Annotated in this window: 21 protein-coding genes; 7 read left to right on the top strand and 14 right to left on the bottom strand. The window is 42.6% G+C overall.

Annotated elements, in window-relative coordinates; all coding sequences use genetic code 11:
• Positions 1-25 precede the first annotated feature (25 nt).
• Positions 26-1840: a RagB/SusD family nutrient uptake outer membrane protein gene (locus ACFGVR_RS10925; protein ID WP_448702857.1), complete on the top strand. Its 1815-nt coding sequence runs from the start codon at positions 26-28 to the stop codon at positions 1838-1840.
• Positions 1841-1994: 154 nt separating this feature from the next.
• Here the strand turns inward: ACFGVR_RS10925 and ACFGVR_RS10930 are convergent, their stop codons facing one another.
• Positions 1995-6044, bottom strand: coding sequence for a hybrid sensor histidine kinase/response regulator transcription factor (locus ACFGVR_RS10930; RefSeq protein ID WP_448702858.1), 4050 nt, complete (start codon positions 6042-6044; stop codon positions 1995-1997).
• A 401-nt stretch (positions 6045-6445) separates the two neighbouring features.
• On the opposite strand from ACFGVR_RS10930, the gene ACFGVR_RS10935 reads away from it, so the two are divergent.
• On the top strand, positions 6446-7285 hold the full coding sequence (locus ACFGVR_RS10935; protein ID WP_448702859.1) for a glycoside hydrolase: 840 nt from the start codon (positions 6446-6448) through the stop codon (positions 7283-7285).
• A 24-nt stretch (positions 7286-7309) separates the two neighbouring features.
• Here the strand turns inward: ACFGVR_RS10935 and ACFGVR_RS10940 are convergent, their stop codons facing one another.
• The 9 genes from ACFGVR_RS10940 to ACFGVR_RS10980 all read right to left on the bottom strand — a co-directional run bounded on the left by ACFGVR_RS10940 (position 7310) and on the right by ACFGVR_RS10980 (position 16972).
• Positions 7310-7558 (bottom strand): hypothetical protein, encoded by a 249-nt coding sequence (locus ACFGVR_RS10940; protein ID WP_448702860.1) that lies wholly within the window; start codon positions 7556-7558, stop codon positions 7310-7312.
• Between the two features lie 751 nt (positions 7559-8309).
• Positions 8310-8867, bottom strand: a complete 558-nt coding sequence (locus tag ACFGVR_RS10945) for a hypothetical protein (RefSeq protein WP_448702861.1) — start codon at positions 8865-8867, stop codon at positions 8310-8312.
• A 245-nt stretch (positions 8868-9112) separates the two neighbouring features.
• Positions 9113-9736: a hypothetical protein gene (locus tag ACFGVR_RS10950; RefSeq protein WP_448702862.1), complete on the bottom strand. Its 624-nt coding sequence runs from the start codon at positions 9734-9736 to the stop codon at positions 9113-9115.
• A gap of 30 nt (positions 9737-9766) precedes the next feature.
• Positions 9767-10387, bottom strand: a complete 621-nt coding sequence (locus ACFGVR_RS10955) for a DUF4136 domain-containing protein (protein ID WP_448702863.1) — start codon at positions 10385-10387, stop codon at positions 9767-9769.
• A 64-nt stretch (positions 10388-10451) separates the two neighbouring features.
• Positions 10452-11624 carry a BamA/TamA family outer membrane protein gene (locus ACFGVR_RS10960; protein WP_448702864.1) on the bottom strand — a complete coding sequence of 391 codons (1173 nt, stop codon included), beginning with the start codon at positions 11622-11624 and terminating at the stop codon, positions 10452-10454.
• Positions 11625-11786: 162 nt separating this feature from the next.
• The gene (locus ACFGVR_RS10965; protein WP_448702865.1) at positions 11787-12473 is read right to left on the bottom strand and encodes an outer membrane beta-barrel protein; all 687 of its coding nucleotides are present in this window, start codon (positions 12471-12473) and stop codon (positions 11787-11789) included.
• A 278-nt stretch (positions 12474-12751) separates the two neighbouring features.
• Entirely contained in the window at positions 12752-13987 is a 1236-nt protein-coding gene (locus ACFGVR_RS10970) for a formylglycine-generating enzyme family protein (RefSeq protein ID WP_448702866.1), read from the bottom strand.
• A 67-nt stretch (positions 13988-14054) separates the two neighbouring features.
• Entirely contained in the window at positions 14055-15077 is a 1023-nt protein-coding gene (locus tag ACFGVR_RS10975; RefSeq protein WP_448702867.1) for an HAD family hydrolase, read from the bottom strand.
• Between the two features lie 254 nt (positions 15078-15331).
• Positions 15332-16972: an arylsulfatase gene (locus ACFGVR_RS10980; protein ID WP_448702868.1), complete on the bottom strand. Its 1641-nt coding sequence runs from the start codon at positions 16970-16972 to the stop codon at positions 15332-15334.
• Between the two features lie 113 nt (positions 16973-17085).
• Here ACFGVR_RS10980 and ACFGVR_RS10985 point away from each other — a divergent pair, with 113 nt between their 5' ends.
• The 4 genes from ACFGVR_RS10985 (at position 17086) to ACFGVR_RS11000 (ending at position 19734) form a co-directional block, all read left to right on the top strand.
• Positions 17086-17268, top strand: a complete 183-nt coding sequence (locus tag ACFGVR_RS10985; protein ID WP_448702869.1) for a hypothetical protein — start codon at positions 17086-17088, stop codon at positions 17266-17268.
• Positions 17269-17403: 135 nt separating this feature from the next.
• A complete protein-coding gene (gene adhP / locus ACFGVR_RS10990) occupies positions 17404-18438 on the top strand; it encodes an alcohol dehydrogenase AdhP (RefSeq protein ID WP_448702870.1) in 1035 nt (344 codons plus the stop codon).
• 407 nt (positions 18439-18845) lie between these two features.
• Positions 18846-19163, top strand: coding sequence for a hypothetical protein (locus ACFGVR_RS10995; RefSeq protein WP_448702871.1), 318 nt, complete (start codon positions 18846-18848; stop codon positions 19161-19163).
• Positions 19164-19395: 232 nt separating this feature from the next.
• Positions 19396-19734, top strand: coding sequence for a hypothetical protein (locus tag ACFGVR_RS11000; protein ID WP_448702872.1), 339 nt, complete (start codon positions 19396-19398; stop codon positions 19732-19734).
• A gap of 23 nt (positions 19735-19757) precedes the next feature.
• Here ACFGVR_RS11000 and recQ read toward each other — a convergent pair whose 3' ends face one another.
• The 4 genes from recQ to ACFGVR_RS11020 all read right to left on the bottom strand — a co-directional run bounded on the left by recQ (position 19758) and on the right by ACFGVR_RS11020 (position 24984).
• Entirely contained in the window at positions 19758-21920 is a 2163-nt protein-coding gene (recQ, locus tag ACFGVR_RS11005) for a DNA helicase RecQ (RefSeq protein WP_448702873.1), read from the bottom strand.
• 106 nt (positions 21921-22026) lie between these two features.
• Positions 22027-22497, bottom strand: coding sequence for a hypothetical protein (locus tag ACFGVR_RS11010; RefSeq protein ID WP_448702874.1), 471 nt, complete (start codon positions 22495-22497; stop codon positions 22027-22029).
• A 41-nt stretch (positions 22498-22538) separates the two neighbouring features.
• Positions 22539-23438 (bottom strand): hypothetical protein, encoded by a 900-nt coding sequence (locus ACFGVR_RS11015; RefSeq protein ID WP_448702875.1) that lies wholly within the window; start codon positions 23436-23438, stop codon positions 22539-22541.
• Between the two features lie 751 nt (positions 23439-24189).
• Complete coding sequence (locus tag ACFGVR_RS11020; protein ID WP_448702876.1) at positions 24190-24984, bottom strand: SDR family NAD(P)-dependent oxidoreductase; 795 nt, start codon at positions 24982-24984, stop codon at positions 24190-24192.
• 241 nt (positions 24985-25225) lie between these two features.
• Between ACFGVR_RS11020 and ACFGVR_RS11025 the strand changes: the two genes are divergently transcribed.
• Positions 25226-25981: a helix-turn-helix domain-containing protein gene (locus tag ACFGVR_RS11025; protein ID WP_448702877.1), complete on the top strand. Its 756-nt coding sequence runs from the start codon at positions 25226-25228 to the stop codon at positions 25979-25981.
• Positions 25982-26028 lie beyond the last annotated feature (47 nt).

The raw sequence follows: 26028 nt of genomic DNA on the forward strand, positions 1-26028 counted from the left end.
CTCAGGTATTTAAAAACTAAATAAAATGAAGAAGTTATTACTAATCTTAGGTATTTCCGCGATCTTCGCGTCTTGCTCCAAGACCAGTTCTCTTGATAATAAAACCTCGGCATTAGATGAAACCGCAGTATTTACCGATAGTTTGCGCACCATACAATTCCTGAACGGGATATACGCAGAAGGCACTTACGGAAATACAGATTATGCAGGTATAGGTTTTGCATTTAATAAAAGAAGATGGGAAACGCATGGCAACTGGGAAACCTCTGTCGACGATGCGGAATATTCATTAAGCTCTGCAACGCGCCCCTCGGTAATGTTATACCAGGGTACCTTCTCTGCCGCTAACTATGGTGCAAGTCCAAAGGCAACTGATATTTGGGCAACGCCATATAAAAACATCCGTCGTTGCAATTTGCTGTTGCAGGATATCGATAAGTCGCCGTTATCAGCCGGGACAAAAAACCGGATGAGAGGTGAGGCGAGATGTCTGCGGGCCTGGTATTACCTGCAACTGCTTATCGTTTATGGGGGAGTTCCGAATATAGGCGATAAAGTATATGGAATAGACGATTTTATAAATCTGCCAAGGCAGGATTTCGCGGAGTTCGTGAACTATCTGTCTTCAGAACTTGACGCAGCAGCAGCTTTACTGCCTGCACCCGGTGCGCCCTATCCGCAAGGATACCAGGATCTTGACTTCCTGAGGGTAACCAAGGGAACAGCGATGGGCCTCAAATCACGCTTATTGTTGTATGCAGCAAGCCCTTTATTTAATGGAGGAGCCCTTGCCACGGCAACTGCACAGCAAAAAGCGATAGTCAGCTATCCAACTTACAATGTATCGCATTGGCAAGCTGCTGCAGACGCTGCCCTGGCTGTTATCAATAGTAATTATTATTCCTTAAACGTTGACAACTCAAAACCAGGACTTGGATTCTATAATTTATTTCTGTCGAGAGCCAATAACGAATATATTTTCGCGGTATCAAGACCGGTTAACAAGGATTTTGAATCTTACTATTTGCCGGGAACCAGAGGTGGATCAAACTACTCAAGGCCAACTCAAAATATGGCTGACGCTTTCCCGATGCGTAATGGGAAAGCTATTACAGATCCAGCCTCAGGGTACGTGGCGAGCAATCCATATGTTAACCGCGATCCAAGGTTTAATTACACCATCATGTTTAACGGTAGTAAATATCAAAGCAACGCGAACATCCAGGATTTCGTTTGGACCTTTACCGGCACGGGTTCTGTAGGCGATGCTTTTTCATCTGGCGGTAATACCGGATATTTTTGCCGGAAAATGTGCGACAGCACGGTTACTAACAGCGTTGGCTCCAGCCCGGCACGAAGCTGGCCTTTGATGCGTTATGCAGAGATCCTGTTAAATTATGCCGAAGCGATAAACGAAGTTGGACAAACTGCCCAGGCTTATCCAAGTTTAAGGCTCATCAGGGACAGGGCCGGTATTTTACCTGGTTCGGATAATAACTACGGCATGAAAGCAAACATGTCGCAAGACGAAATGCGCGCCTTTATACAAAACGAACGTCATATCGAGCTGGCGTATGAAGATCAACGCTGGCACGATATCAGGAGATGGAAGATCGCGATGACCCTTTACAACGGTGGCCCTAACGGTTTCAATAAGGTAATGCACCCTATTCGCAACGGCTCGGCCGGATCGTTGACTACCGGTGTAGGCTTGTCCTTTACTTATCAGATCGAGGATAATATACGTCAGCACGTGTTCAGGCCGGAGATGTATCTTTTGCCGATCATGGATGACGAGATCAGAAAAATGCCTGCCATGATTCAAAACCCGGGTTGGTAAATGCCTTGCGCATTTGACAGTTTTTAACCGATCAATAATTCTCTACCTATGTAATAATCATTAAGCTGGTCCGCAATTCGCGGACCGGCTTTTTTTGTATCGGATCATATCTATCCAATGTGCTATTATAATGGATGATCGATGCCCCCTTAGTTTATTTTTTGACGTTTTCGGGAGTGTTCTGGAAATTAACGCGGTGCTTCTTAATAAATTCGGACGGATTAAGCCCGAATTGTTTATGAAAATTCTCCCGGAAATATTTGACATCACTAAAGCCTACCCTAAATGCGGCCTCGTTTACATTACAGTTGGTCTCGATCAGCAGTTCTGCTGATTTGCGCAACCTCACAAAGCGGATAAATCCATTAATGGATTGCCCGGTTATGTTTTTGATCTTTTTATAAAGATTTGAATAACTCATACCCATTTTATCCGCGATCGTGTTTACATCCAATACAGGGTCAAGCAGCGAATTCTCAATGATCTCTATGCATCGATATAAAAACTGTTTATTTTCTTCAGAGATATTCTGGCTGTTGTTTTTGCGGGTAACTTCGTTAAAAAAGTAGTGCTGCAATTCTTTTTTATTCCTGATGATGCCTTTCACTCTGGCCACCAGCAGATCCTTATCAAATGGTTTACTCAGGAAATCTACCGCCCCTTCTTCAATACCTTGCAATCTCATTTTCGGCGCTTGCTCTCCGGTTAGCAGAATGATCGGGATGTGGCTCAGTTGAGAATTCTGTTTAACTATCCGGCAGAGTTCCAAACCCGAAAGGTTTGGCATATTGATATCACTGATCACTACATCCGGCAGCACCTTGCTGATCAGCTCCAGGCCAACCTGGCCGTTTTCGCCTTCATATATCGTATAATCTTTTTCAAATATCTTGCGTATATATTTCCTGAGTTCCTGGTCATCATCGATGATCAGAATAGACTGAGAAGCAGAGATCATCAGCTCAATATTATTTGCTACCGGTTCAGCAGCGGCAGCCTCAGGCGCGTCGGCATCGATCAGTTCTTCAACATAAGTATTTTTACCGGGTAACGATTCTACCATTGGGTAATGGGAGAGATGAGCCTTACCTTTTGGGATACACAGGACGAACGTGGTACCCTCCCCCGAAGTACTTTGAAAGGTGATAGAGCCTTTATGTAGTTCGATAAAGTTTTTAACAAGGTAAAGCCCGATACCAAAGCCTGTTTTTAACGAGCTTGCATCTTTTACCTGGTAAAACTTATCAAATAACTTTTCTCCAACATCAGCCGAAATACCAATGCCCGAGTCGGCGATCTCGAAAAATACGGATCGCTCATCCTGCTTCACCGTTACGGCAATATTGCCATTTTGCGGTGTGAATTTGATCGCGTTTGAGATCAAATTAAATAAGGCTATCTCTATCTTTTCACAGTCGGCGTATATTTCAATGCTGGCATCGGCAGCTTCAAAAGTATAATTGATCTGTTTGATTTTGGCCTGGTGTGTGAAGCAATTATAGATTTCCTTACAAACCTCAGTAAAATTGAGAACGCTGATCTTAATATCGGCATTTTCACTTTCTGATTTACGGAACATTAATAACTGATCAACCAGACCGAGTAAACGGCTGGCATTGCGATAAACAATATTAAGTTCTTCGTTCGCCACGTTATGCAACCTAAGCAGGTCCTTGATCGGGTTAATGATCAGGGTTAAAGGCGTCCGGAATTCGTGAGATATGTTTGTAAAAAAGGAGAGCTTACGTTCATTGGCTTCTTTTTCCTGTTCAACCTTTAAGTTAGCTATGGTCACCTCATATTTTAATCGTGTTTGCCTGATCCGGTAAAGCCATATCCAATAAATGATCGTACTAAAAGAGAGCACATAGAAAACATAGGCCCACCATGATCGGTACCATGGCGGTAAAACCGTGATCCGAAGCTCGTAAGGCTGGCTCCAGATGCCTTGTGTGTCGGTTGATTTGACCTTAAGCACATAATGTCCCTCATTCAACCGGCTAAAATATGCGGTTTTAAGTTTGCCAACAAAGTTCCACCCATGATCCCAATTTTCAAGATAATAAGCATAATCTATCTTTTCGGGGAATGAATATTCCAGGGCTGTATAACTGATCGCAAGCGAAGCCTGGTCATAAGGTATTTCTATTTCTTTAAGGGTATTTAAAGGCTTACGGCCTGAATAATCTTCATTATCTGCTACGGATACATTGTTTATTTTGAAATCCGTTAATAGTAGCGCCGGTACATGGATGTAGGCGGCAATTTTTGCAGGATCAAAAATGCTGAAGCCTTTAATACCACCGAATAGCATTTCACCTGAGTTTAAGCGTAGAGCGGCTCCATAAATAAACTGGTTACTTTGCAACCCGTCTGACGCGAAGTAATTTATGAATTTACCATTAGTAGTATTGAAATTTGTGAGCCCATGGTACGTGCTGCACCAAAGGTTATTCTTTTCGTCTACCAAAATATTGAGAACGGTATTGCTTGGCAACCCGTTGGTGGTTGTATACCGCTTATATTGGCCGCTTTGAGGGTCGAATTTTAGCAAACCCCCACCTTCTGTACCTACCCATAAGCTTCCGGAACGGTCTTCAGTAATTGCCCGAACCGCCTGCCCGATAAAAAAATACTTGTGCTTTCTTTGGTTGGGATCCAATAAAATGAGGCGCCTGTAATCTCCACCCCACATCCTGCCCGACTTGTCCACATATAGCGCATGGATGTCGCTAAGCTCAGGGTCCATTACTTCAAAACGATCGTTTGCCTGGTTATAACGATATAGGGTACCGCCCCAGGTGCTTCCGGCCCAAAGGTTGTGTGCCTTATCCTCGTATAATGTCCAGAAATTCTTTTCTTCAACATTGGATCCCGGTTTGAAGCAGGTATAATGCTTAAACGTTCCCGACTTTTTATCTAAGGCATCGATCCCTCCGTTGAATGTAGCTATCCAGATCTTACTCTGGTGATCTTTAACGATACTCACCACAAAATTGCTGCTTACTGTACCCGGGCCGTTATGAGTGTAAGTAGAAAACGTGCCTGTCTTGCGGTTCCAATAAGAAAGGCCGCCGCCATCAAATCCAACCCAAACGTTATGGAGGTCATCTTCGCAAAAAGAACGCACGAAGTTATTGGGAATACTATAGCGGTTAGCAGCATCATGCGTGTAATTGACAAACGGAACCGGCCTGCTTTCTATGATGTTGATGCCGCCGCGCAGTGTGCCAACCCAAATGCGTTTCTCCTTATCTTCAAATACTGCGGCAACGGCACCGCTTTGTAGTGAGTTTTGGGATTCGCCTGGAACAAGATACCGGATCTTGTGGGTTGCCCGGTTCCAGATATTGATACCTGCGCCATTTGTGCCTATCCAGATATCGCCGCCGCTAGCCTGCGATATGCTGGATATATTGGTTGCCAGTAAGTGATGCTGTTCATCATCAAATCTTGTCAAATGATTGTTTATAAAGGTATAAACTCCATTGTTTGTACCTATCCAAATTGTTCCTTGCCGGTCCACAGTTATGCAGTTTGCCGATAGAAGTTCATGATTGATCAACGAAATGCTTCGGCTACCGGCGTCATATATCCCCAATCCTTTACCATTGATAAAGGTCAAAACATGCCCGGAGCCATCAAGTGCCATTGTTTGAGCAGGATAGTGCGGTTTTGATCCTCTTAGCGTAATCATAGTACCTACCGTATCTAACCCCTGAAATCTCAACAGGCCATTTGATCCGGTTCCAACATATACGTTACCTTCACGATCTGTGATAACCTGGTTGATGATAAAATCGATCTTGAGTGGTTTTTTTCCATCTTCTGTAAAATAGAGCGCGTGGAATTTTGAATCCGTAAAATCCAGATACATCAACCCTTTCTCTGTACCGACAAACATCCGGTTACCGGTAATAGCCATTGATTTAATGTGGTTATTGATCAGGGAGTGAGGGTCGTTCCATTCGTTGTGGAAGGTTTTGAAATCGTAGCCGTCATACCGGTTAAGGCCATCATAAGTGCCGAACCAGATATATCCGAACTGATCTTGCAACACACTGGTAACAGAATTATTGGAAAGACCTGATTCAATACCCAGGTACCTTACAGGAAGCTCCTGAGCCATACCTGCTTCAGAAAGAGCTGATAAACAAAATACCGTCAGTAAAAAGCCGGCAACACTACGAAAAAATAATTTCAAGGGGTAGTTTTTTAGAATAATCGGTAACCAAATTTACCTTATTTTAACGGCATAACGAAGCAGCATTTTAATGTTTATATGCTCCCAGGTCAATTTTTTGCCGGATGACCTGGCGCAACCTATTTAAACATCAGGCAACAAAAACCCCACAAAGATTGGTCCTTATAAAAATATCACATCTGATAATATGTTTGGCTTATGTAAGTGTGAGAATAATTGTTAATATGCTTGAAATAAAGTGCATTTTGAAACATGTAAAATATTTATTGTGTATTTTTTATTAAAAATATCCCCTTTAATTGGTGGATTTGTCCCTCACTTGCCTTCGGCCATTGTTGTTTCTTTGACCTGCCAATATGTAACCAGGGGTAGCAATTTATTAACCATCAATTCCTATTATTATGAAAAATCAAAATTTAGCTTTGCTCATTTTACTTGCAGCGATCTCTTTTTCATCCTGTAGTAAAGTAGACAACAAATCACAAACAGCCGTCAAAAATGAACCATCGACAGATGCCTCAACTCCGAAACTAAGTGTTTCAGCAGTATCATGGGTAAATGTTATTCCGGCGAGTTCATTTAGTTCCTTCAGCACCTATTGGAACAACCTATATCCATGGGGATCTGATCACAATGGCAGCGCCCGAATGAGAGCTGAGAACATTTCTACATCGGCAGGCGTGCTTACATTAACCAGTTACGCAAGTGGGAGTGTAGGGAACAGTAATAAAGACCCTTTTCTTGCCATCCATTATTATTCGGGTACTGTTTATGCCAAAACAATTGCAACAGTTAGTACAGCCTGGCCTAAATGGCATTTCAAAGGGGAGTTTCAAAATGAATCGCAAAGAGGAACATGGCCGGCGTTTTGGGCCACAGGCTCAACAAGTTGGCCGCCTGAAAGTGATTTTATGGAATTTAAAGGCAGCAGCGTTTGTTATACTAATACCTACAAAAATGCGAGCGGAGGATGGTCCAGCGTAGGTACAACGATTAGCAGCCCAGGCAGTTGGCATACTTATTCATGTTATATGACCAAAACGAATGCAACCGACGTGACCATCGAATATTGGATAGACGGGGTATTAAAGAGCACTCAAACAGGCGCTAATTTTGTTGATAAGCCGATGTATATCATTATAGATTATCAAATGGAAGGTTCATCAGGCTCGCCCGGCCCTACCGGTACTACTTACATGAGAGCCCGGAATGTTATTGTTGAAAAAAGTGCCACATTATAATACTTGATCATTAATGCTCCCCTGTTACATTTGGTTTTTATTTTTCAATTTTTTGAAACGGAACATTGTTTTTTGGCCACGGATCGCTCCGGCTGATTTTAACTTATGGCTGGGTGAATATTTGAATAAGCTATAACTGGAGCTAAATTTAACCTCGCTACTATCCGAAGAAGGATCGTTTGCTTTTAGCGTGTCTATACCATTAAGAAGGCGCCCCACTTCATAATGCATCATGATCAATAAAACCAGATAAAATATATATTTAAATTTCATAAGTTTTAAATTAAATATCAACTGACGATACATTATTTAACCGGTTAATAAGTTTACCCATTTTACTTCCTTTCTCCATCCGGGAGAGCAATAGCTCCGTCAGTTGGCGATGCAACGGTATGCCCTGGTCGATTTATAAACGTTTCGCCGTAATAGCAGTCAGTATAAAGAAGCGGATATGCTGCATTATCTCGTCTTACTATGCGTGTTACTATTATCAATTGCCAGCGTTAATATTGTAGTTGGTTGTTTTTTGACTGAGTAATTGGCCCGGCCTCCCTGCGAATTATTATTACTGGCAACCGACCGATTAACCGATTTTCGCCGGGCTTGTTTACCGATATTGCTACAGCCGCCCCTGTATTGCACCCCTAAATCATATACGTTACTTACAGCCAGGATCAGCAGAATCGTTATTACTTTTTCTCCGCCCCGTAAAAGTTTACGTGTTTTCATTTCGGATATTTTATATTAACTCAAAGTAAAAGTTATTTCGGCTAATTGTAGATAGTAAGGTGCTGCATAGTGGTTTCATTTTTAAAAATGAAACCTTGTACACCCCGTTGCTTATTTAACTTTTTATTTTTATGTGGGATTGCTGAAAACATAGGCAAGAGTTACAAAAAGCATTCTTTTTGTGATAAGGGAGGTGATTTTGCTGTAATGCCAATTGTTAAGTTAAGAGTAGGCTAATGGTTTATCAGCCTACTCCTAACTTAATATCTCTGTTATCAAAAGTGATAACCGTTATTTAGTTATCAATAACCTTAACTACCTTTCCTTCCTCGTCAAGCGTTATGGTTTTCTTAATATTTTCATTGCCAATGTTAACGGCTACTATTTGATAGTAACTCTTTTTCTTATCATAATCAACCGTTTTATAATAGGTTTTAGAGATCAACCTGTATGCCTTATACTGATCGCCGGCAAGCTTTTGCAGCGATGCTTTAGTACCGGCAGGTAAAGTGGCCCCATATTGTTCAAACTTTGATTTGAGTAAAGTTCCATCGGCCGCGAACAAAGCATAATATTTAAAATTTTTGTTTTTAAAACTTAAAGTGTAGCGTTCAAAGCTATGGTTAGGGCTTGTCTCATCCTCCTTCGTTATATCCCATCCATTTTTTTGCGCTTCTGAAACTTTGTAAGCGTGAATAGCCTGCGCGTTTGGAAACTTCTTTTTTAAAGAATCGATAATTTGTTTAGGGGTGGCTTCAAGAGAGATTTCTTTTGATGCCTTGATCACTACGTCTTGCCCATGCAGACTTATTGCAAATAGTGAGGTTAATGCGAGTAGCAGGAATTGTTTCATAATCGTGTGAATTATTTAATTGAATGATATTTAGTTTAGTATTAATTTACAATGGTTTACAGATCAAATTTAACTACCTCAAATACAACCCGGTTATAATTTGCCTACGGATAAGGTTGCATTTTAGCATGTGAAACAACGTTAATAATTGGTTAACTGCAGTGATCAGCAACACAGCGTAGCCAAGCCTTCTTAATTACTTGTAGGGTAATGGCTTCGCATACCTGTTTTCATAACTCAATCAATTATGGCGCGCTGAAAACAAATCCTACCGAAATAGGAAACTGGCTTAAATGATCGATATGGAACGAGCTATTGGTATTGGTAGCATAGTTATAAGCCAGGTTTATAAACAAACTGATATTAGGCTTAATTTTGCCTACTGCGCCCATTTCTGGCCGCATCACAAACCCCCAGTTGTACACATTAATGTTATAAATATTAAAATAGGCATCCTGCTCACTGTATTGCGCGCCCACCCCTATGCCTATATACGTTTTTACCAGCTCGTTACCGGGGAAATAATAGTGAACGTTGGCTGTGATAGGAACGTTGTATATCTGCCTGATCATATCACTGGTTACAGATCCTGTATTATCGGTCCTAAGATAGGTTTGCTTAATAAAGTACTGCTCGAAAGAATTAAAGCGCATAGCAGCACCAACAGAAATATTTGGTGTTATCATACGGCGATAATCCAATAGTAAACCGGCCCAACTGATTTTTGTAAGGTAATTGCTGTTTGATGGTATGGCAACTTCGTACCCAACAAAAAATTGATCCCTTGGCAGGAGGGTGCTATGGGTTTGCGCATGTAAATGCTGACAAAATCCTACCAATACTATTCCTATAAATGCTAATTTTTTCATGACATTTTGATTTTCAGATAAATAAAAAGGTTAATTAGCCTTAACATATTGAGATTGTTCAAAACCCTGATTAATGGCGTTGATGCCTCTGCTCACATTGGTAGAGGTATCGTATCCTAAAGCTCCAAAAGCCGTAATGTTCCATACCGTTATGTACTGGCCATTGGTTTTAGCATTTTTTAAATCATAGGTATCCAAAATAATGGTGCCGGTATCGTAAGCATACACCGTTGTCCATGGGTAATAATATGGATAATAACCGCCCCAATAAAAAGGGTTCCAACCCGGGTAACCGCCATACCAACCCGGATAAGCCTCAATGTTTAAAACCTTTACCACGCCTAATCTTAAACCCAGGTCTGGTTTTGACTTCCGGGCAACGAAAGTATAGCCCCGGGCATTCATGTTGGTTTTAACTGCGGAAACTAATTGCTGCGCGGCAGCGCCAACCAATATGGTATCGGCACCAGTACCGCCCAGGTTAATAACGGTATCTGCTATAAAATAGGTTTTATAAGTATTAAATGCAGTTCCTCTGGCATAGTTGGTAGACACTACAAACTGGGAGGACAGATCGCTGTAATTTGGAATTTTTCTGCATGAAGCAAATGCCGCCGCGATCAAAATTGTTAGAAGGATGTGTTTTTTCATGTTGACAAATTTTTAATGAATATTAAAGTTGTTGCTTTTCATAACTATAGGTTAGTTAATGTTTCTACCTGAACCAACTGCTCCCAAATACAACATAATAGGCCCATTCCTCAGGCCCGCGGGCTACATCAACTCCCATGCGTAGCTTAAATTTTCTTGCGATGAGATACCTGAAACCGCTACCGTAACTATATACCAGCGGTTTTTCGAACATGTTGTTCCAGTTATCATAGGCAGCACCGGTACCTCCAAAAAAAACTGCGCTCCAGCGTTTATAAAAGTCCCAGCGTGTTTCTATTTCTGATAGAAGAGTAGCATTACCCTGGTAACGCATAGCAGGTACGCCTCTCAGATTAATATAGGGTAATCCATAGAAAGGTGGGCTGCCAAGCGATTGTTTCCCCTCAATACGCAAGCCGCCGATAAATTTGGGGCTCAACGGCACATAACCAATACCCGAGTAATTGATACGCCAGGAGTTAAAATCACTTCCGAGTATAGTGTTTGACCAGAAAAAGTTGGTTTCGACACGTATCCCCTTATCCGGAGTGAAAATGTTATCACGGCTATCGTATTTAATAATGCCACCTGCCTGGCTAATAAGGCTATTTTTTTCTTTATCGGCAACAAAAGCAGGCAATGACTGCCCCCTTGCAGCTACTGTGATACTTGTAAAAAGATATTGCCCGCCAGCGCTCCATTTGGCGTTCCTGAACATCTTTAACGCCTGTAAATAAATAGGAGTCATCTTAAAGTTAAAATTGAACTGCTGATCGTCGGCATCTTTTTGCAATGTTCTATAAAAACTCAGGTTAAGATCGCCATAAGCAGCAGCTACTTGATAAGTGATGCGCGGCTTAACAAACGTACCCGATCTGAAAAGCCCTACAAGCCAGCTTTTGTTTCCGGTATACATGGCTAGGCCCCCGGTAATATCCGGGTTTATCCGGGTTATCCTTACTTTACCTTTAACGGTATCAATGAGAGATGCCCGTTTTTTCAAAAAAATCGACGCAACGGCGCCGCCGATACCGCCTAAAGACGGCTCGGTTATAATAGTGGGTACTAAAACAAAGCCATTGGAATAGATCATATAATCGCTCAAATCAACGGCATGATCAAGCGAGTCTTTTAAGGATACGTTACGTTTAGGTTTATTTTGTGCATCGGCTGTACTACCCAATAAGCCAAAACCTATGCAGAATAATATGACCGGTAGATGGTATAAACGCTTCATGGTTATAATCAAAACCTGTAATTGGCTGATAACAATATTATTGAGCCGCCATCCGTTTCAGCTTTGAACCGCCTTTTGTGGATCAATTGAAATTGCACCCGATGAGCATACTCCGGTAAGATGATGTTCTTCATGGTGATAACTTTTAGTTGTTATTTTAATTCATTGACTTTTACTACCTACAGCTATTGGGATACCAACACCCAGCTGGAAGTACTGATTTTTGGCGCTAAACGGAACCTGATCATTGTAAACATTAACTAAACCCAGCGAGAAGCGAAAGTTTATCCGTACCCCTTTACCCTTAAAAAAAGCGTATTGAAAATCGGCGGCAGCATCTATATCAAACCAGTTTATGTAATCCTTTAAATCATAAACTACAGTTTGATGGCCACCATCAGAAAGATCAGTTGTGTAAATATCTTTTGCCTCTGACCGGACAGAAAACTGTGGCCCCAGGGCGAAGCTTAGTTCGGGCATTACATTATACCTGATAAGCGGACTGATCTCGATATAAGCCAGCCTTCTACGCAGGCTGGCATCAGCGGCGTTTGGCACATTGGGTTGGATTTGATACCCCAGTGGCACTGATGCGGCCCCCCTTGCAGATTTAAAAATAAAGTAATTGCTCAATGTCCATTGCTGGGATAGCCTTACATTAGTATAAGCACCAAGAGCGAGCCCGGTCAACGGAGCCGCACCTGGCGTATTGGTAAGGTTTGAAGCATCTAAACCGACATGTACGCCCAACGAAATATTATCATTTTGTATTTTTTTTCCGAATAGAATGGCTAATATAGCCTGTCCCTTAACAGGAGTGCTGCAGGCCAGCAACAGTATAGGGAGCATATATTTTATTGGTTTGAACATTGTACATATTGTTAGAGTATACAAAGTACGCTGATAGTCAGCCATAAACCTGCCGATCACTACGCTCAAATTGTTGCATATCAAAAGATGAACCGTGTTTTAAATACGAAATGATTATTTTTTGCAGGAAAAGTTGACGGAGTAGAAGTCGCTAATGCTTTATGATGCTTGGACCGGTATGGCCGTTGCTGACCGTATCAGCCCGACTTCGAAGCTCATTTGTAATGAAGAAGATCTGGGTATAACAACAAGGTTTGCTAATTTTTTGAATTTGGCTCCGCGTTTTTTACGCAACGAAAGCCGATATGGTTGGATGCGGAACGATAGTCATCCTTGCCACGGGTGCCTACCATATATCGCGTACAATACTGATCGGTACACAAAAAGGAACCTCCCCGCTGCACCTTCTTTTTAATACCAGGCTCATCAGGATCGTAAGAGTCAGGTGGACCTAAAGGATTAACTGTTACTTTATTATTAGAAAGTGTTTGGTAATAATCGGGCCGGTACCAGTCGCTGCACCACTCCCAGGCATTGCCGGCTATATCATATAAACCATAACCATTGGGCGGAAATTGTTTTATGGGTGCAATACCTGCATAACCATCCGCACCGCTATCATGATCAGGGAATGAGCCCTCAAAAATATTGGCCATCCATTTACCATGAGGTTTAAACTCATTGCCCCAGGCATACAGTTTACCTGCAATGCCGCCACGCGCTGCAAATTCCCATTCCGCTTCAGTTGGTAAACGTTTATGGGCCCATTTGGCATAAGCGGCCGCATCTTCCCAGGATACCTGTACCACGGGGTAATTATCCTTGCCGGTGATGTTGCTTTGGGGCCCTGCAGGATGGCGCCAATCGGCACCTTTAACGTATGACCACCATTGGAAATAATTATTCAGTGCGACCCGTTTGGCGGGTGGCGTAAATACCAGGGACCCCGCTACCAGGTTTTCTTCGGCTGCGGTTGGAAACTCTTCGCGGGTAGGTTTCTGTTCTGCAACGGTTATATAACCGGTTGCCTTTACAAACGCGGCAAATTGTTTATTGGTAACTTCGGTAGCGTCCATATAAAATGCCGGTACTGTAACACGGTGAACGGGCCTGGCATCATTCATCGCTTCATGTCCACCCCCGTTCATTCCAACAGGATTCACCCCGCCCATGCTAAACTCGCCCCCGTTAATATATACCATACCGGTTGGCGCTGTTTGGTTATCGGTTGATTTATTAAAAATAGTTTCGCGAAACTCGCGTCCACCACCGTTCATAAATGTAGCACTGTCTGAACGGGGAATATCTGTTGGCCTGCATACTGCGGCGCTTCTGTACGGAAAATTGGATTTAACAACACCCTCAGTATTTTTTACTGCTGAAAATACTTTAGGATGCGGCGCCATCCCGGTTTTTTTTGCATGGTCGGTACACGATTGTAACAGCAACACAAAAGCCGCAACAAGTACTATACTTCCAGTATATTTTATCATTGATTTGTTCATCGGGCTATGAGATCAAATATAGGCTGAATATTTTACTAACGGTTATTTGTAACGGTTATGGTAGTGAAAAGATCGTTTTCCAATCGTTTTTCATGCTTACAACATGCCACTTATTAGCTGCGGCCGCACTTAAAGACGCATTGTTTTTTTCCTGGTAATCAAATTCGCGTATCCGATCGTCATGGTTAACGAGCAGTTGAAAATTAGCGTATTTACTGGTTTGAGAAAATTTAAGCATCTGGATATCGCCGCCGCTTTTTTCGTTACCGCATGCAAATACGGGTATTTTACCAATATGCCATTGTATGTTAACCGGTTTCCCGGCTTTATCGCAAATCGATGCCGCTTTATTCTCCCTCATAATATGTCGCGTTGTTTCGTCAAAGGTATATTGCAATTTGGTGCCTATTACTTGCTCGGCAGGTATGCCATAGTATTTTTCGGATATAGTTCGTATAAATTCTATGGTTCCGCCCGAACAAATAAATGTTTTGAAACCGTTTCTGCGCAAATAGCGTAACAACTCGAGCTGAGGTAAATAGGTTGCGCACTGCACAGGATATATTCGTTTTTGGATAACATAATGAGCGGTATCAAAGTATGCTTTTACCGAATTTTCAAACACTTCCTCGGATGTTCCTGATAATGACCTGAGAATAGCCGCAGCTAAAACAGATTCGTCTACCGTAGCAAGGTATGCCTTATCTTTTTTGATAATGGCTTTATAAGGCTGTTGTTTGGCAAGTTCGGGATTTTTCCTGATCATTTGCTTAAATGCCAGTTTAGCATATTCAAGCTCGATGGTCGGTACTTCGGCCCATAATGTCCCATCGTTATCAAATGTGGCGATACGGTCTTCGGGTGGGATATATTCTTTGGCAGACTCATTTGTTACATTTTGTACATAAGTTATAATTGCGCTTTTTAGCGACCCCTTGTTCCATGATGGTAACGGATCTGTACCCGTGTCTGCTTTTGCAAAAAGGCGGTTGCGGTTTACAAACAACAAAATAACAATCGCGATAAGCAAAGTGCTTATCGCGATAAAAATGTGCCTGCTTTGCCTGTATGCTTTCATACCGGATTTGATTTAGAGCTTTTTTCAGAAATATGAGAAAAAATGCTCTTCATGGATGATGACAAATAAATCAACCATTCTTGCAATTGATCGCAAGAATGGTTGATAGCATAGGATTTTAATTGTTTATTATTGGGTATTAGCTTTGTTAATTTCATGGGATTGTTTTTAATAGTGATGTATTACTTTATATGTTTTTTAATTTGCCGACTTACTTAAATTTTGCAATTAAATTCGCGGCATAGTTTAAAATATTATTGTGCTGGGGCAGCTATCACAGTTTTAATTTCCTTTTGCGTACGGATATTCTGCAGCATTTCTTCCATAATGGTACCAGGAGAAAAACTTGGCGGTGTAGACCGTGGTGGGAATTCTTTAAAGGTCATCACAAACTGTGTTACAACATCTATCGATCCGTAAACTGATCCGACATGATTGATTATCCAATCCCAATAAGTATTGGAAGTAATATCAGCTCTTTCGTAAGGATCCTGGTAAAGGTTATATATCTTTTGCATACGCAGTTTAGTAAAAGGTTCGGCCCAAACTCCCATTGTTCCTTGCAAGCGCTGTTCGGCAAATACATATTTATAATCGCCCTGGCGCATGCCTACCAGTAAACCGTCATCGTCCGCATAAAAGAACTCATTTCGCGCGCTTTTTGATCTGCCTTCCAAAAATGCTAACTGGTCATAACCATCTAAATGAACTTTGTAATTTTTGCCATTAGCAGTATAACCTTTTAATAATTTACCTTTAATATTAGGTTCGCCTGCTATATCGCAAAGAGTAGGTACCCAATCGTTGTGGCTCATTATTTCATCGCTCATTGTGCCTGCTTTAACATGTCCCGGCCAGCGTATAATGCAGGGTACCCTGAAAGCGCCTTCCCAATTGGTGTTTTTTTCAGAACGGAAAGGCGTCATTGCGCCGTCGGGCCAGGTATTCATGTGGGGGCCATTATCGGATGTGTATACCACAATGGTATTATCGGTAATGCCCATATCATCCAACGCTTTTAATATCAATCCCACAGTTTCGTCATGTTCAATCATCCCATCAATGTATTCACTGTCGCCATGGGTATATCTGCCCCTATGTTCGGCCCTTACGTGGGTGCGCAGGTGCATACGTGTTGAGTTAAACCAGGTAAAAAATGGTTTACCGGCAGCATTTTGGCGTTTCATAAAATCAATTGCCGCGGCAGATGTTTCATCATCAATGGTTTCCATCCTTTTTTTGGTTAATGGTCCGGTATCCTCTATTTTTTGTTTGCCGATTTTACCAAAGCGCTGGTCTGGTATACTTGGATCATCAACATTGGTGGCGGTGCATTTTAATACGCCGCGCGGCCCATACTTGGCGAGATAGGCAGGGTCTTTCGGATAATCGGGCAATTCGGGCTCTTCCTCTGCATTCAGATGGTACAGATTGCCAAAAAACTCGTCGAACCCATTAACAGTAGGCAGGCTTTCATTACGATCGCCAACGTGGTTTTTACCAAACTGCCCGGTGGCGTATCCCAGGTTTTTAAGTAAGCCGCCAACAGAAGGATCTAACTGGCTCATTCCCATAGGCGCTCCCGGGTAGCCTACCTTACTCAAGCCTGTACGGATAATATGCTGCCCGGTAAGAAATGCCGAGCGCCCGGCGGTACAGCTTTGTTCGCCATAATAATCAAGCATCATCATGCCTTCTTTTGCCAACTTGTCAAGGTTAGGCGTTTTGTAACCCATAAGGCCATTACTATAAGCACTGATATTGGAAATACCGATATCATCGCCAAAGATGACCAGGATGTTTGGTTTTTTTTGAGCCATAGCATAATCTGCTATAGTTAATGCCATTAAACCCGTTAAGGCCAGCCGGCGTATGATCAAATTTAAAGTTGACATATTTTTTGATTTAAATAATTAAGAAAGATGTTAACCGATACACTATGCAAAGTAAGGGTATGCCAGGGCGAATTATTTTAAACCGGACCCGCTAACCAGTTGCAGTTTTAAAAATGGAACGTTGTTGGGCTTTTACTGCAATGCAGGCCGTAATTGCGTTTAATTATCTGAATGCTATAGTCAGGGAGGATATTGCTAACCGGTACAATTTAGATAATACGGCGGGAGATATGGTATTTGCCGGCGGAGGTACCGGCATGTTTGCAGGTTTCAACTTAAAATATGCACCGCATTAAAGAACATGGAATTATTTGCTTTTAACCGATCTGGTTAATTTTGGCCTCGCTATACCAACTACCTCCAGGTCTCCTGCAAAGAGTTAAGCATTAAGCAGCCCGATCTGCATATTCACTTATTTAAAACATAACGATATGTTACCAACAAAAATGAAAGCTGCCGTTCTTAAAACATTAGGCGGCCCTTTAACTATTGAAGAAATGCCGGTAAAACGGCCGGGCGAAAATCAGATACTGGTTAAAGTGATCAGTTGCGGCGTTTGCCATACCGACCTGCATGCCTGTAGTGGCGACTGGCCCGTAAAACCAAAGGTACCACTTATTCCGGGTCACGAAGCGATTGGTTATGTGGCTGCCTTGGGGAAGGGAGTGGATAATGTAAAGGAGGGAGACATTGTTGGAGTACCCTGGCTATATAGTGCCTGCGGCGGCTGCGAGTTTTGTATTACGGGGTGGGAAACCTTATGCGAACGGCAGCAAAATGGAGGCTACAGTGTAGATGGGGGATATGCCGAGTATGTAGTTGCTGATGCCCGGTACGTGGCCCATTTTCCTGCTGGTATTAAATTTCAGGAAATGGCACCTATTATATGTGCCGGAGTTACCGTTTATAAAGGATTAAAAGAAACAGAAGCCAAACCCGGCGAGTGGGTTGCCATTTCCGGAATTGGCGGGCTGGGGCACCTGGCCGTGCAATATGCAAAAGCAATGGGGCTCAATGTTGCGGCTATCGATTTATCCAATGATAAGTTGGCCCTGGCCAAAAGTATGGGTGCCGATATTGTTATTAATGCCCTTGAGCAAGACCCCGGCACGTACCTGAAACAAAAAACAGGTGGGATGCATGGGGTTTTAGTTACCGCTACCTCTCCGGTTGCCTTTAAACAGGGCATTTCAATGCTACGGCGTAAGGGTACCTTGTCGTTAACCGGCTTGCCGCCCGGAAATTTCGATCTGTCTATTTTCGATACCGTACTTAACAGGTACTCTATCCGGGGCTCTATTGTAGGTACCCGAAAAGATATGCAGGAAGCTATAGGGTTTGCACTTGATGGTAAGGTAAAGGCGATCGTACATTCGGCCCAGCTCGAAAACATCAATACTGTGTTTGATAGGATGAAAGAAGGTGAAATTACAGGGCGCATAGTACTTCAAATAGCACATTCTTAACTCTTTTGTTACCTGCTGGGTTTCAGATTTTAATCTGCTACGTCAAAAGTCCCTAATTAATTTGTGCACACAAAAAGAAACCTAAACTTTGTACTGTGCAGGCCTGACAGGGCGGGCGGCACACTTTTTCATAGGTAGTTTAGCCAGGTCTAACAGGGGCCTGGCTTTTTTTATTAAAGGCGGGTAAACATCAGCAAAGCAGCAAGCATAGTTGTAATACTTAACGATAGAAAAATTAAAAAAATATTTTAAGGATCAACTCTGTTTTTTTTGCCTATATTTAATCTATTCGTTACCAGTTAATACCAATACCTGAATAAAACGCAAACTATTAAATCATTTACAGCAGTTGCGTGTTATAAATTATAATACAATTAAATAGGTTCTTCACTAAATTGATTTCAATCATGAGCCAGCTAAGTGAAATAAAATGTCCTGTTTGCGGAAAATGGAGCAACCGGACCGGTAAAAAAGATGAACGATGCCCGCATTGCAATGCGCAGTTTGATCCTGAACACGTTCAATATGCAGAAGAGCAGAGAACCCGCACAGAACAGACCAAAAAGAATGCTTACCTGGTGATCAAAGACACCGACGACACCATTGTACAAATGGGAAAGCAATTTTTAAACTGGTTGGGCTGGGGCACATTTTACGGTATATCCGTGATCTATATTTTTGTTGCTTTCATGATCCTTATATTCGGCGTAGTTGCGCTGGTTTAAACCCTGCAAGCATTTTACTTGCGGGTTTTTATTGAGCGGGATATTTATAGTATCGACCGGATCAAACCGCCTTCAACCCTCATGTTGAGTTATTTTTTGTTTTCTTAATTACACAACTATTAAAAGCAGTATTGTTCAATATGACGCTAACTGTGGTAGATGAACTTTTTGATAATACTTTGAAATACAAAGTACTTTTATTATGTTTGCAAGGTTATTAAATTATTCAATCATGACAAATTCAAATTATTCCATCAAACGCGAGCTGTTACCTTCAGCTTTTGTACGCCCGGCCCTGATTGGCGCAGGTACCGGCCTGGTATTGATTGCTCTTTTTTTGCTGGGCGCCGGCAAATCAAACCCCGAATGGAACCCATATTGGCGATTCAGGCCTTTGATTATAGTGCCTTTTGCAGGTGCCATGGGCGCATGTGCTTTTCACCTGGCGCGCAATTTGTTTACACAACCAGCCTGGGTTAAAGCATTGGCCACTTGTTTTGGCACGCTGGCGTTTCTGACTGCGCTATGGCTGGGAAGTGTGATTGGTTTGGTAGGTACCTATTGGCATTGAAAATATGCCAACAAGGGTACCCGCTAACTTTTGGCGAGCTTAGGCGCAGCCTTCATCCAGCTCACCACAGCTCTTATTTCGCCATAGCTGTAATCCTCACCTAAAATTTCTTTAAGCGGCGATAGTTTATCACCGCCATATTTTTCAATCACATCCTGTACGGCGGGTATTTTTTCGAAGCTTATAAAAGCTGTTACATCTATATCACCCCGCTCTATAAATGAGCATAAATGCCCCTCAATAGTAGTGGCTGCTAAATTGCGGATAGCCGCTATTTCGGCAATGGTTTTACCCGATTGATACAGGCTGAAACTTTCCTGTTGCGTAGTGCTCTGTTTTGCGGTACGGTTGCTGTTTTGCTTCCTTTCGCGTTTAGGTTTCTTAGCTGCTATTTTTGACGACAAACCCCTTTGGGCACTGTAGCTTTTTACAGGCTCTAAAAACTCGCGGCCGTAACGGGCCAGCTTGATATCGCCAAAGCCTGAGATTAGCCGTAGTTCGTCAAGGTTTTGAGGTAGATAGGTCGCAATCTCCATTAAGGTACTATCTGCCAATATCACGTAGGCCGGTACATTTTCGTTCCCGGCAATATTGCGCCTAACGTTTTTAAGCTCGTTTAGCAGATCATGCTCAAATGGCAATTCAACATGGTCAGTTCTTTCTTCGGTAGTTTGCGATGCAATAAACTCCACCTTTTGTAGACCTTTTAACACCGCCTCGCTTTTATCCGTTAATTGCAGCAGTGGGTATTCGCCGCCAGATATCTGCAAGTAACCCGTGCTGATCAGCTCGCGCAGGTAACGCTGCCAATCCACCTTACTAATATCGGCACCTATGCCATATGTTTTAAGTTGCTTATGTTCTTCGCGGATCTTTTCGCTTTTTGATCCTCTTAAAAACTCTACCACGTAACCTGCGCCAAATCTTTCTTTCAATCTGGCTACAGCCGATAATGCCTTTTGTGCGATCAGTGTACCATCAAAGCGTATTACCTCGGTGAGGCATACATCGCACGAGCCGCAGTTTTCTGGCGCCTCCTCATCAAAATAATTGAGCAAAAACTGCCGCCTGCAGGTTTGCAGCTCGCTGTAGCGCACCATATCATCCAGCTTTTTCAGCATAATCCGGCTCTGCTCGGGGTTATTCTCCACCCGTGCAAACTCCTTCAGCTTTTGTGCGTCGCCTGGCGAATAATAAAGCATGGCCTCTGAGGGAAGCCCATCGCGCCCCGCGCGCCCGGTTTCCTGGTAATAGCCCTCCACATTTTTAGGCAGATCCATATGCACCACATACCGCACGTTCGATTTATTGATGCCCATGCCAAAAGCGATGGTGGCTACAATGATCTTTACATCATCGCGCAAAAATGCTTCCTGGTTACGCGCCTTGGTGGCATTATCCAAACCGGCATGGTATGCTTCGGCCTGGAATCCTTCTTCCCTCAGGTTCTCCGCCAGCGCCTCTGTTGATTTGCGCGACAGGCAGTAAATGATGCCCGATTCGTCTTTCCGCTTATCCAAAAAGGCCAATAACTGGTTAAAACTATTACGTTTAGGTGCAACGTTATAAACAATATTTTCACGGTTGAATGAGGATATAAATACAGCAGGATCTGTAAGATCAAGCTTCTCCAAAATATCTTTCTGCGTTAGCTTATCGGCCGTAGCAGTTAAAGCGATAACCGGCACTTTAGGAAAGTGATGCTTTAAACCGGCCAGCATCAGGTACTCGGGTCTGAAATCGTGCCCCCAATGCGATATGCAATGCGCCTCATCTATCGCGATCTGTACTACATTCAGCGGTTTTAAAAAATCCAGCAGCTTATTTTCCGAGCCGAACAAACGTTCGGGCGCCAGGTAAAGCAGCTTGATCTCGTTATTCCGCAACCTGTTTACCAGTAACCGCTGCTCTTCGGGGCTTTGCGCCGAATTTAAAAATGCAGCCGGGATGCCGTTAACGTTCAGACTGTCAACCTGGTCCTTCATCAGCGCAATAAGCGGCGATATCACAATGGTCAACCCATTAAGCAATACAGCAGGTAACTGGTAACATAACGATTTACCACCACCCGTAGGCATCAGCGCCAGCACATCCTTACCGTTTAAAATATGCTGTACAATAGCCTCCTGCCGGTGCCTGAATGCACTGTATCCAAAATATTTTTGCAGGGCCTGGTTGGATGTCATAAGCTTTAAAACAAAGCTAATAATTTTAGCATTATTGCTTCAACATTTTTTATTTTTTTTTGAAAGCAAACGCCGGTGATGTTTGGAGGCTTGTATGGATATATCGTTATAAGGACGACACAACCGTCAAAAGCTGAGCTCGTATCTCTTCAATGGCTGTGATGAGTTGATGGTGTGTTGCAATTACTTGCGATATTGCTGCTTTGGCTTCCCTAATTAACTGATCGTTATTTGCCGATAAGGCAAACGCCAATTGTTTTTCAAGTTCGCCTTTGGCAATATCTATTATATAAACATAATTGAACAGCCTATCGAGCTCTGCGGCCATAGCCTGCGCAGCAGGAAACTGCGCACCGAGTAACAAAGTGAGCCGGTAAAATTCGTCATTAGCCAAAGTGTGTGCGCATCCCAACCGGTATCTCCGCGTCGGCCTGTCACAAAGTCCATAGCGTTTAACAATGTTTGCGCTCCCGAAGGAAGGAACCTGGATAACCCGCTCGTGCTTTAAGCCGCAATGAACCGTGTGGTAGCGTTCTAATTTTGACTTTATTTCTGATAATACATCCGGCGTTAGCATGATCTGTCGTTGTTACCCCTTTGCGAATTAAGATAACGGTCCTATTCTTCGTCTTCGCCCTTGGCATGAATATGGCCAAATTCATTGACATCAGAGTCTTCTTTACAAAATTCGCAGCGTTCGCGGCTGATCATAATTTCGTAATCTTCCGGATTCAGTTTGCGTTTTTTTATTGTTTGCGACATGCCTTTTTCAAAATGCTTCTCGTTGGTCGTCGATTTTCCACTTTCATTCCAATCGTATTCTTTTTTGTTAGTAAGCGTTTTTGAGAGGTAACGCATGGGCACCGTCGTTAATTTCGTGCCAAACAACCTATCGTCGGTTTTCGTTCTTTCAACGCCCTCTTTTCTGGCGTACCCAAATGTCGACTGATCATATCCGTTGAATTTTGAAACAGATTCGAATAAATTAGTTAACCCCCCGGGGGTAAGGCCCTCACCCTGGCTTTTTTCTTTTAGGGTGTTGCGTATGTGTTTAAAAACTTTAAACTGAGTCTCATGCTTTGGGTGATACTTTTCTTTTTTTAATCCTTCCCATTTCTCTTTATCATCTTCTTCAAAATCACTAAATACGCTGATATTATCATCTTCGTCGCTTTCATCGCTGAGTTCGGTTCCCATGATAGTCTTTACCGACTCGGTGACCTCATTTGTTTTTAGCCAATCGCTGATGGTGCCATAGGATTTCGTTTTTGCGGCGAGTTTGCCAAACGTTTCTGCTAAAGATGAATAATTTTTTTCGAGATACCCTTTTATTTGTGAGATATATTCCTCTGTTAATTTGTTACCGTAGTGTGTAAAATAGCCCTGAAGAACAGGCTGCGACGATAAGGCTGCCGGCTTTTGTAAAAAAGGCACTGCAGGCAACGACTTACCAGATGTGCCCTGATGATGAATCGTCCGATTGGCTTGAGCACTTTGCTGTTGTCGTTCGTATAGCATCACAAACAAAAATTTATGCTAACTTAACCTAATTGAGTTACATTTACAATGCTTTATGCTATTGCTATCCAAAGTTTTTACCTCCTTTTACACAGAAAACTAATTATTTCATAACATGCCGGTATCATTATCCTGTTGGATGTATTATCCCGAATGGCTGGTCTGAAACGAACATCGGCGCTGGTATAAGGGTTTTCTTTTAACATGAGCGTTTAAGGAATATCGAATAATGAATTTTGAATGTCGAATTACGGAATCCACTTCATTATTTACCGTTCGACATCCGGTGCCCGAAAACATAGGTATTTATCGGTATTTTTTTCAAACTTTTTCACCATATCTTTCTCAAATCACTCCAAATGTACTTTTTAAGTAATTCATACCCATCAAATACATCGGTATCACATAGGTATTCATCGGTGTACCGATGGCGTTAAGTTAAGGACTATCGCACGCTAAGGTGAAAAGACGCAAAGTTTTTAAAGCTTATTTTTAGCGCCTTACGCGCCTTTGCGAGAAATTAAAAACTTTCTTTGGCATCCGATTAGCGAGAATAAAAAGACCAATCACCCAATAACTCAATCATTAAAAATGGGGGGGTAATTGTAAGAAATTTCCGCACCATTTTGCCTTCCCTTTTTCAGCTTCGCGCTGAAAAATAACCATACAATATACGATTTTCTGAATAGAAATACAAGTACAAAAGAGCCGCAGATTCCAAAATCTGCGGCTTTTCAATCATCAAAATATTTTACAATATCGATCGTATCAAACCACCCTCAACCCTGATGGATGCTCCGTTAGTAGCCGAGGCCAGCGGACTTACATAATACGTTACCGTATTGGCTACCTCGGTAACGGTAGCAAAGCGCTGCAAAAGCGATGTTGGCCGTAGGTTTTTGAAAAAGTCGGTTTCCACTTGCGCGGTCGATGTATTGCCCGATTTGGCAATATCTTCAATAAACCCTTCCACTCCGCGCGATTTGGTCGGTCCCGGCAATATCGAATTTACGGTAACACCCGTACCCTTGGTCAGCTCGGCCAGGCCGCGACTAACGGCCAGCTGCGCAGTTTTGGTCATGCCGTAATGGATCATCTCATCAGGGATAAACACCGCCGATTCGCTCGAGATAAAAATGATGCGTCCCCAGTTCTTCTTCAACATTTTGGGCAGCACATGGCGCGAAAGCCGGATGCCGCTCATCACATTCACATCAAAAAACCTAAACCAGTCTTCATCGGGGATATCCGTAAATTGCTTCGGCTCGAATATGCCCGCGTTATTGATCAGGATATCCACCTCAGGTAGTTTACCGATCAGTTCGTACACCTCTTCGGGCTTCGAAAAATCAGCCGCGATGCCCGTTACTTTGGCCTCGCTGTTTACCTGCTTTAATCCGGCAATCGCCTGGTCAATACTCGCCTGCGTGCGGCCGTTAATAATAACCGAGGCCCCTTCGCGCACTAAACTTTCGGCAATAGCATACCCTATACCGGCTGTTGAGCCGCTGATAAAAGCGGTTTTATTGTTAAGTTCCAGATTCATAGCTGTTCAATTTTTTTCAAGATTAAAGCAAAAAGCCCGGAATACCATGCCGCAGGTTTAAAGTTGACAATGAGGGTACATTTTGGAGGTTATTAACAGGGAATTGATGAGTATTTAATACTTTCTGCGGGCTGTCATGGTGAGCTTGTCGAACCATGGTGCGGCGGGCCATTCCGCATATCCCAATAATTTATAACAATAAGCTAAATTTGAGTGTTGGTATCTTACAGCGATGAAAATAATGTATCCTATACCCGCGGCAAGGCTTTCGTCTTACGTACGGGCTATTCTGGTTATTGAGAACGAACAGCTACAAAGCCCGTTCGTATTGCCGCTGTTTGCTAATGGTACACCTACGCTTTTATTTACAACGGCAGCAGGGCGTATGGGAGGGAATGAGCATTATTTAACGCTTTTCGGGCAAACGGTACTACCTCAGCAATTGTTGATCGCTGATAATTTTAAACTCATTGCCTACTTTCTGCAACCATACGCTTTGAGTACCTTGTTCAATATTTCGGCTCTTGAGTTAACCGATAAGCCAATAGCATTGAATATGCTAACAGGGCGATCGGAACTACAGGAGCAATTGCTGAACGCTGCTGCTACTAATCAGTTGTTGCAATTGATAGATGATTATCTGTATAGCAAAATTACTGCGATCAGGCGTGAGGATAAGCGCTTGATCTATGCAAGCGAGAGAATTTCCTCCACATCAGATAAACATATTTTGACCACAGTGCAGCATGAACTGCACATGACAGAAAGAACATTTCAACGCCTGTTTGAACAGCATATTGGCGTTTCGCCTAACCAGTTTCGCAGAATCTGGCAGTTTAACCAGGCATTTGGGCAGATCAATAATGGCAATTTCCGGGATCTCTCGGCAGTTGCATATCATCATGGCTATGCGGATCAAAGTCATTTTATCCGGACCTTTAAAAAGTTTACTCAATTAACGCCATCTGCTTACCTGCGCTCCCGCCCTGACCTCTGATCTTTTTGTCGGTTCTGTTCTATTTTGATACCCGTATGATCGGCATT

Source organism: Mucilaginibacter aureus (assembly GCF_053514885.1).

What these genes read in the sequence shown, in the direction of transcription:
- ACFGVR_RS10975 (WP_448702867.1), bottom strand. Translation starts at nt 15,077, where the DNA reads ATGAAAGCATACAGGCAAAGCAGGCACATTTTTATCGCGATAAGCACT.
- ACFGVR_RS11020 (WP_448702876.1), bottom strand. Translation starts at nt 24,984, where the DNA reads ATGAATCTGGAACTTAACAATAAAACCGCTTTTATCAGCGGCTCAACA.
- ACFGVR_RS10935 (WP_448702859.1), top strand. Translation starts at nt 6,446, where the DNA reads ATGAAAAATCAAAATTTAGCTTTGCTCATTTTACTTGCAGCGATCTCT.
- ACFGVR_RS10940 (WP_448702860.1), bottom strand. Translation starts at nt 7,558, where the DNA reads ATGAAATTTAAATATATATTTTATCTGGTTTTATTGATCATGATGCAT.
- ACFGVR_RS11025 (WP_448702877.1), top strand. Translation starts at nt 25,226, where the DNA reads ATGTATCCTATACCCGCGGCAAGGCTTTCGTCTTACGTACGGGCTATT.
- ACFGVR_RS10960 (WP_448702864.1), bottom strand. Translation starts at nt 11,624, where the DNA reads ATGAAGCGTTTATACCATCTACCGGTCATATTATTCTGCATAGGTTTT.
- recQ (WP_448702873.1), bottom strand. Translation starts at nt 21,920, where the DNA reads ATGACATCCAACCAGGCCCTGCAAAAATATTTTGGATACAGTGCATTC.
- ACFGVR_RS10980 (WP_448702868.1), bottom strand. Translation starts at nt 16,972, where the DNA reads ATGTCAACTTTAAATTTGATCATACGCCGGCTGGCCTTAACGGGTTTA.
- ACFGVR_RS10945 (WP_448702861.1), bottom strand. Translation starts at nt 8,867, where the DNA reads ATGAAACAATTCCTGCTACTCGCATTAACCTCACTATTTGCAATAAGT.
- ACFGVR_RS11000 (WP_448702872.1), top strand. Translation starts at nt 19,396, where the DNA reads ATGACAAATTCAAATTATTCCATCAAACGCGAGCTGTTACCTTCAGCT.
- ACFGVR_RS10925 (WP_448702857.1), top strand. Translation starts at nt 26, where the DNA reads ATGAAGAAGTTATTACTAATCTTAGGTATTTCCGCGATCTTCGCGTCT.
- ACFGVR_RS10965 (WP_448702865.1), bottom strand. Translation starts at nt 12,473, where the DNA reads ATGCTCCCTATACTGTTGCTGGCCTGCAGCACTCCTGTTAAGGGACAG.
- adhP (WP_448702870.1), top strand. Translation starts at nt 17,404, where the DNA reads ATGTTACCAACAAAAATGAAAGCTGCCGTTCTTAAAACATTAGGCGGC.
- ACFGVR_RS11015 (WP_448702875.1), bottom strand. Translation starts at nt 23,438, where the DNA reads ATGCTATACGAACGACAACAGCAAAGTGCTCAAGCCAATCGGACGATT.
- ACFGVR_RS10955 (WP_448702863.1), bottom strand. Translation starts at nt 10,387, where the DNA reads ATGAAAAAACACATCCTTCTAACAATTTTGATCGCGGCGGCATTTGCT.
- ACFGVR_RS10985 (WP_448702869.1), top strand. Translation starts at nt 17,086, where the DNA reads ATGGAACGTTGTTGGGCTTTTACTGCAATGCAGGCCGTAATTGCGTTT.
- ACFGVR_RS10950 (WP_448702862.1), bottom strand. Translation starts at nt 9,736, where the DNA reads ATGAAAAAATTAGCATTTATAGGAATAGTATTGGTAGGATTTTGTCAG.
- ACFGVR_RS10970 (WP_448702866.1), bottom strand. Translation starts at nt 13,987, where the DNA reads ATGATAAAATATACTGGAAGTATAGTACTTGTTGCGGCTTTTGTGTTG.
- ACFGVR_RS11010 (WP_448702874.1), bottom strand. Translation starts at nt 22,497, where the DNA reads ATGCTAACGCCGGATGTATTATCAGAAATAAAGTCAAAATTAGAACGC.
- ACFGVR_RS10995 (WP_448702871.1), top strand. Translation starts at nt 18,846, where the DNA reads ATGAGCCAGCTAAGTGAAATAAAATGTCCTGTTTGCGGAAAATGGAGC.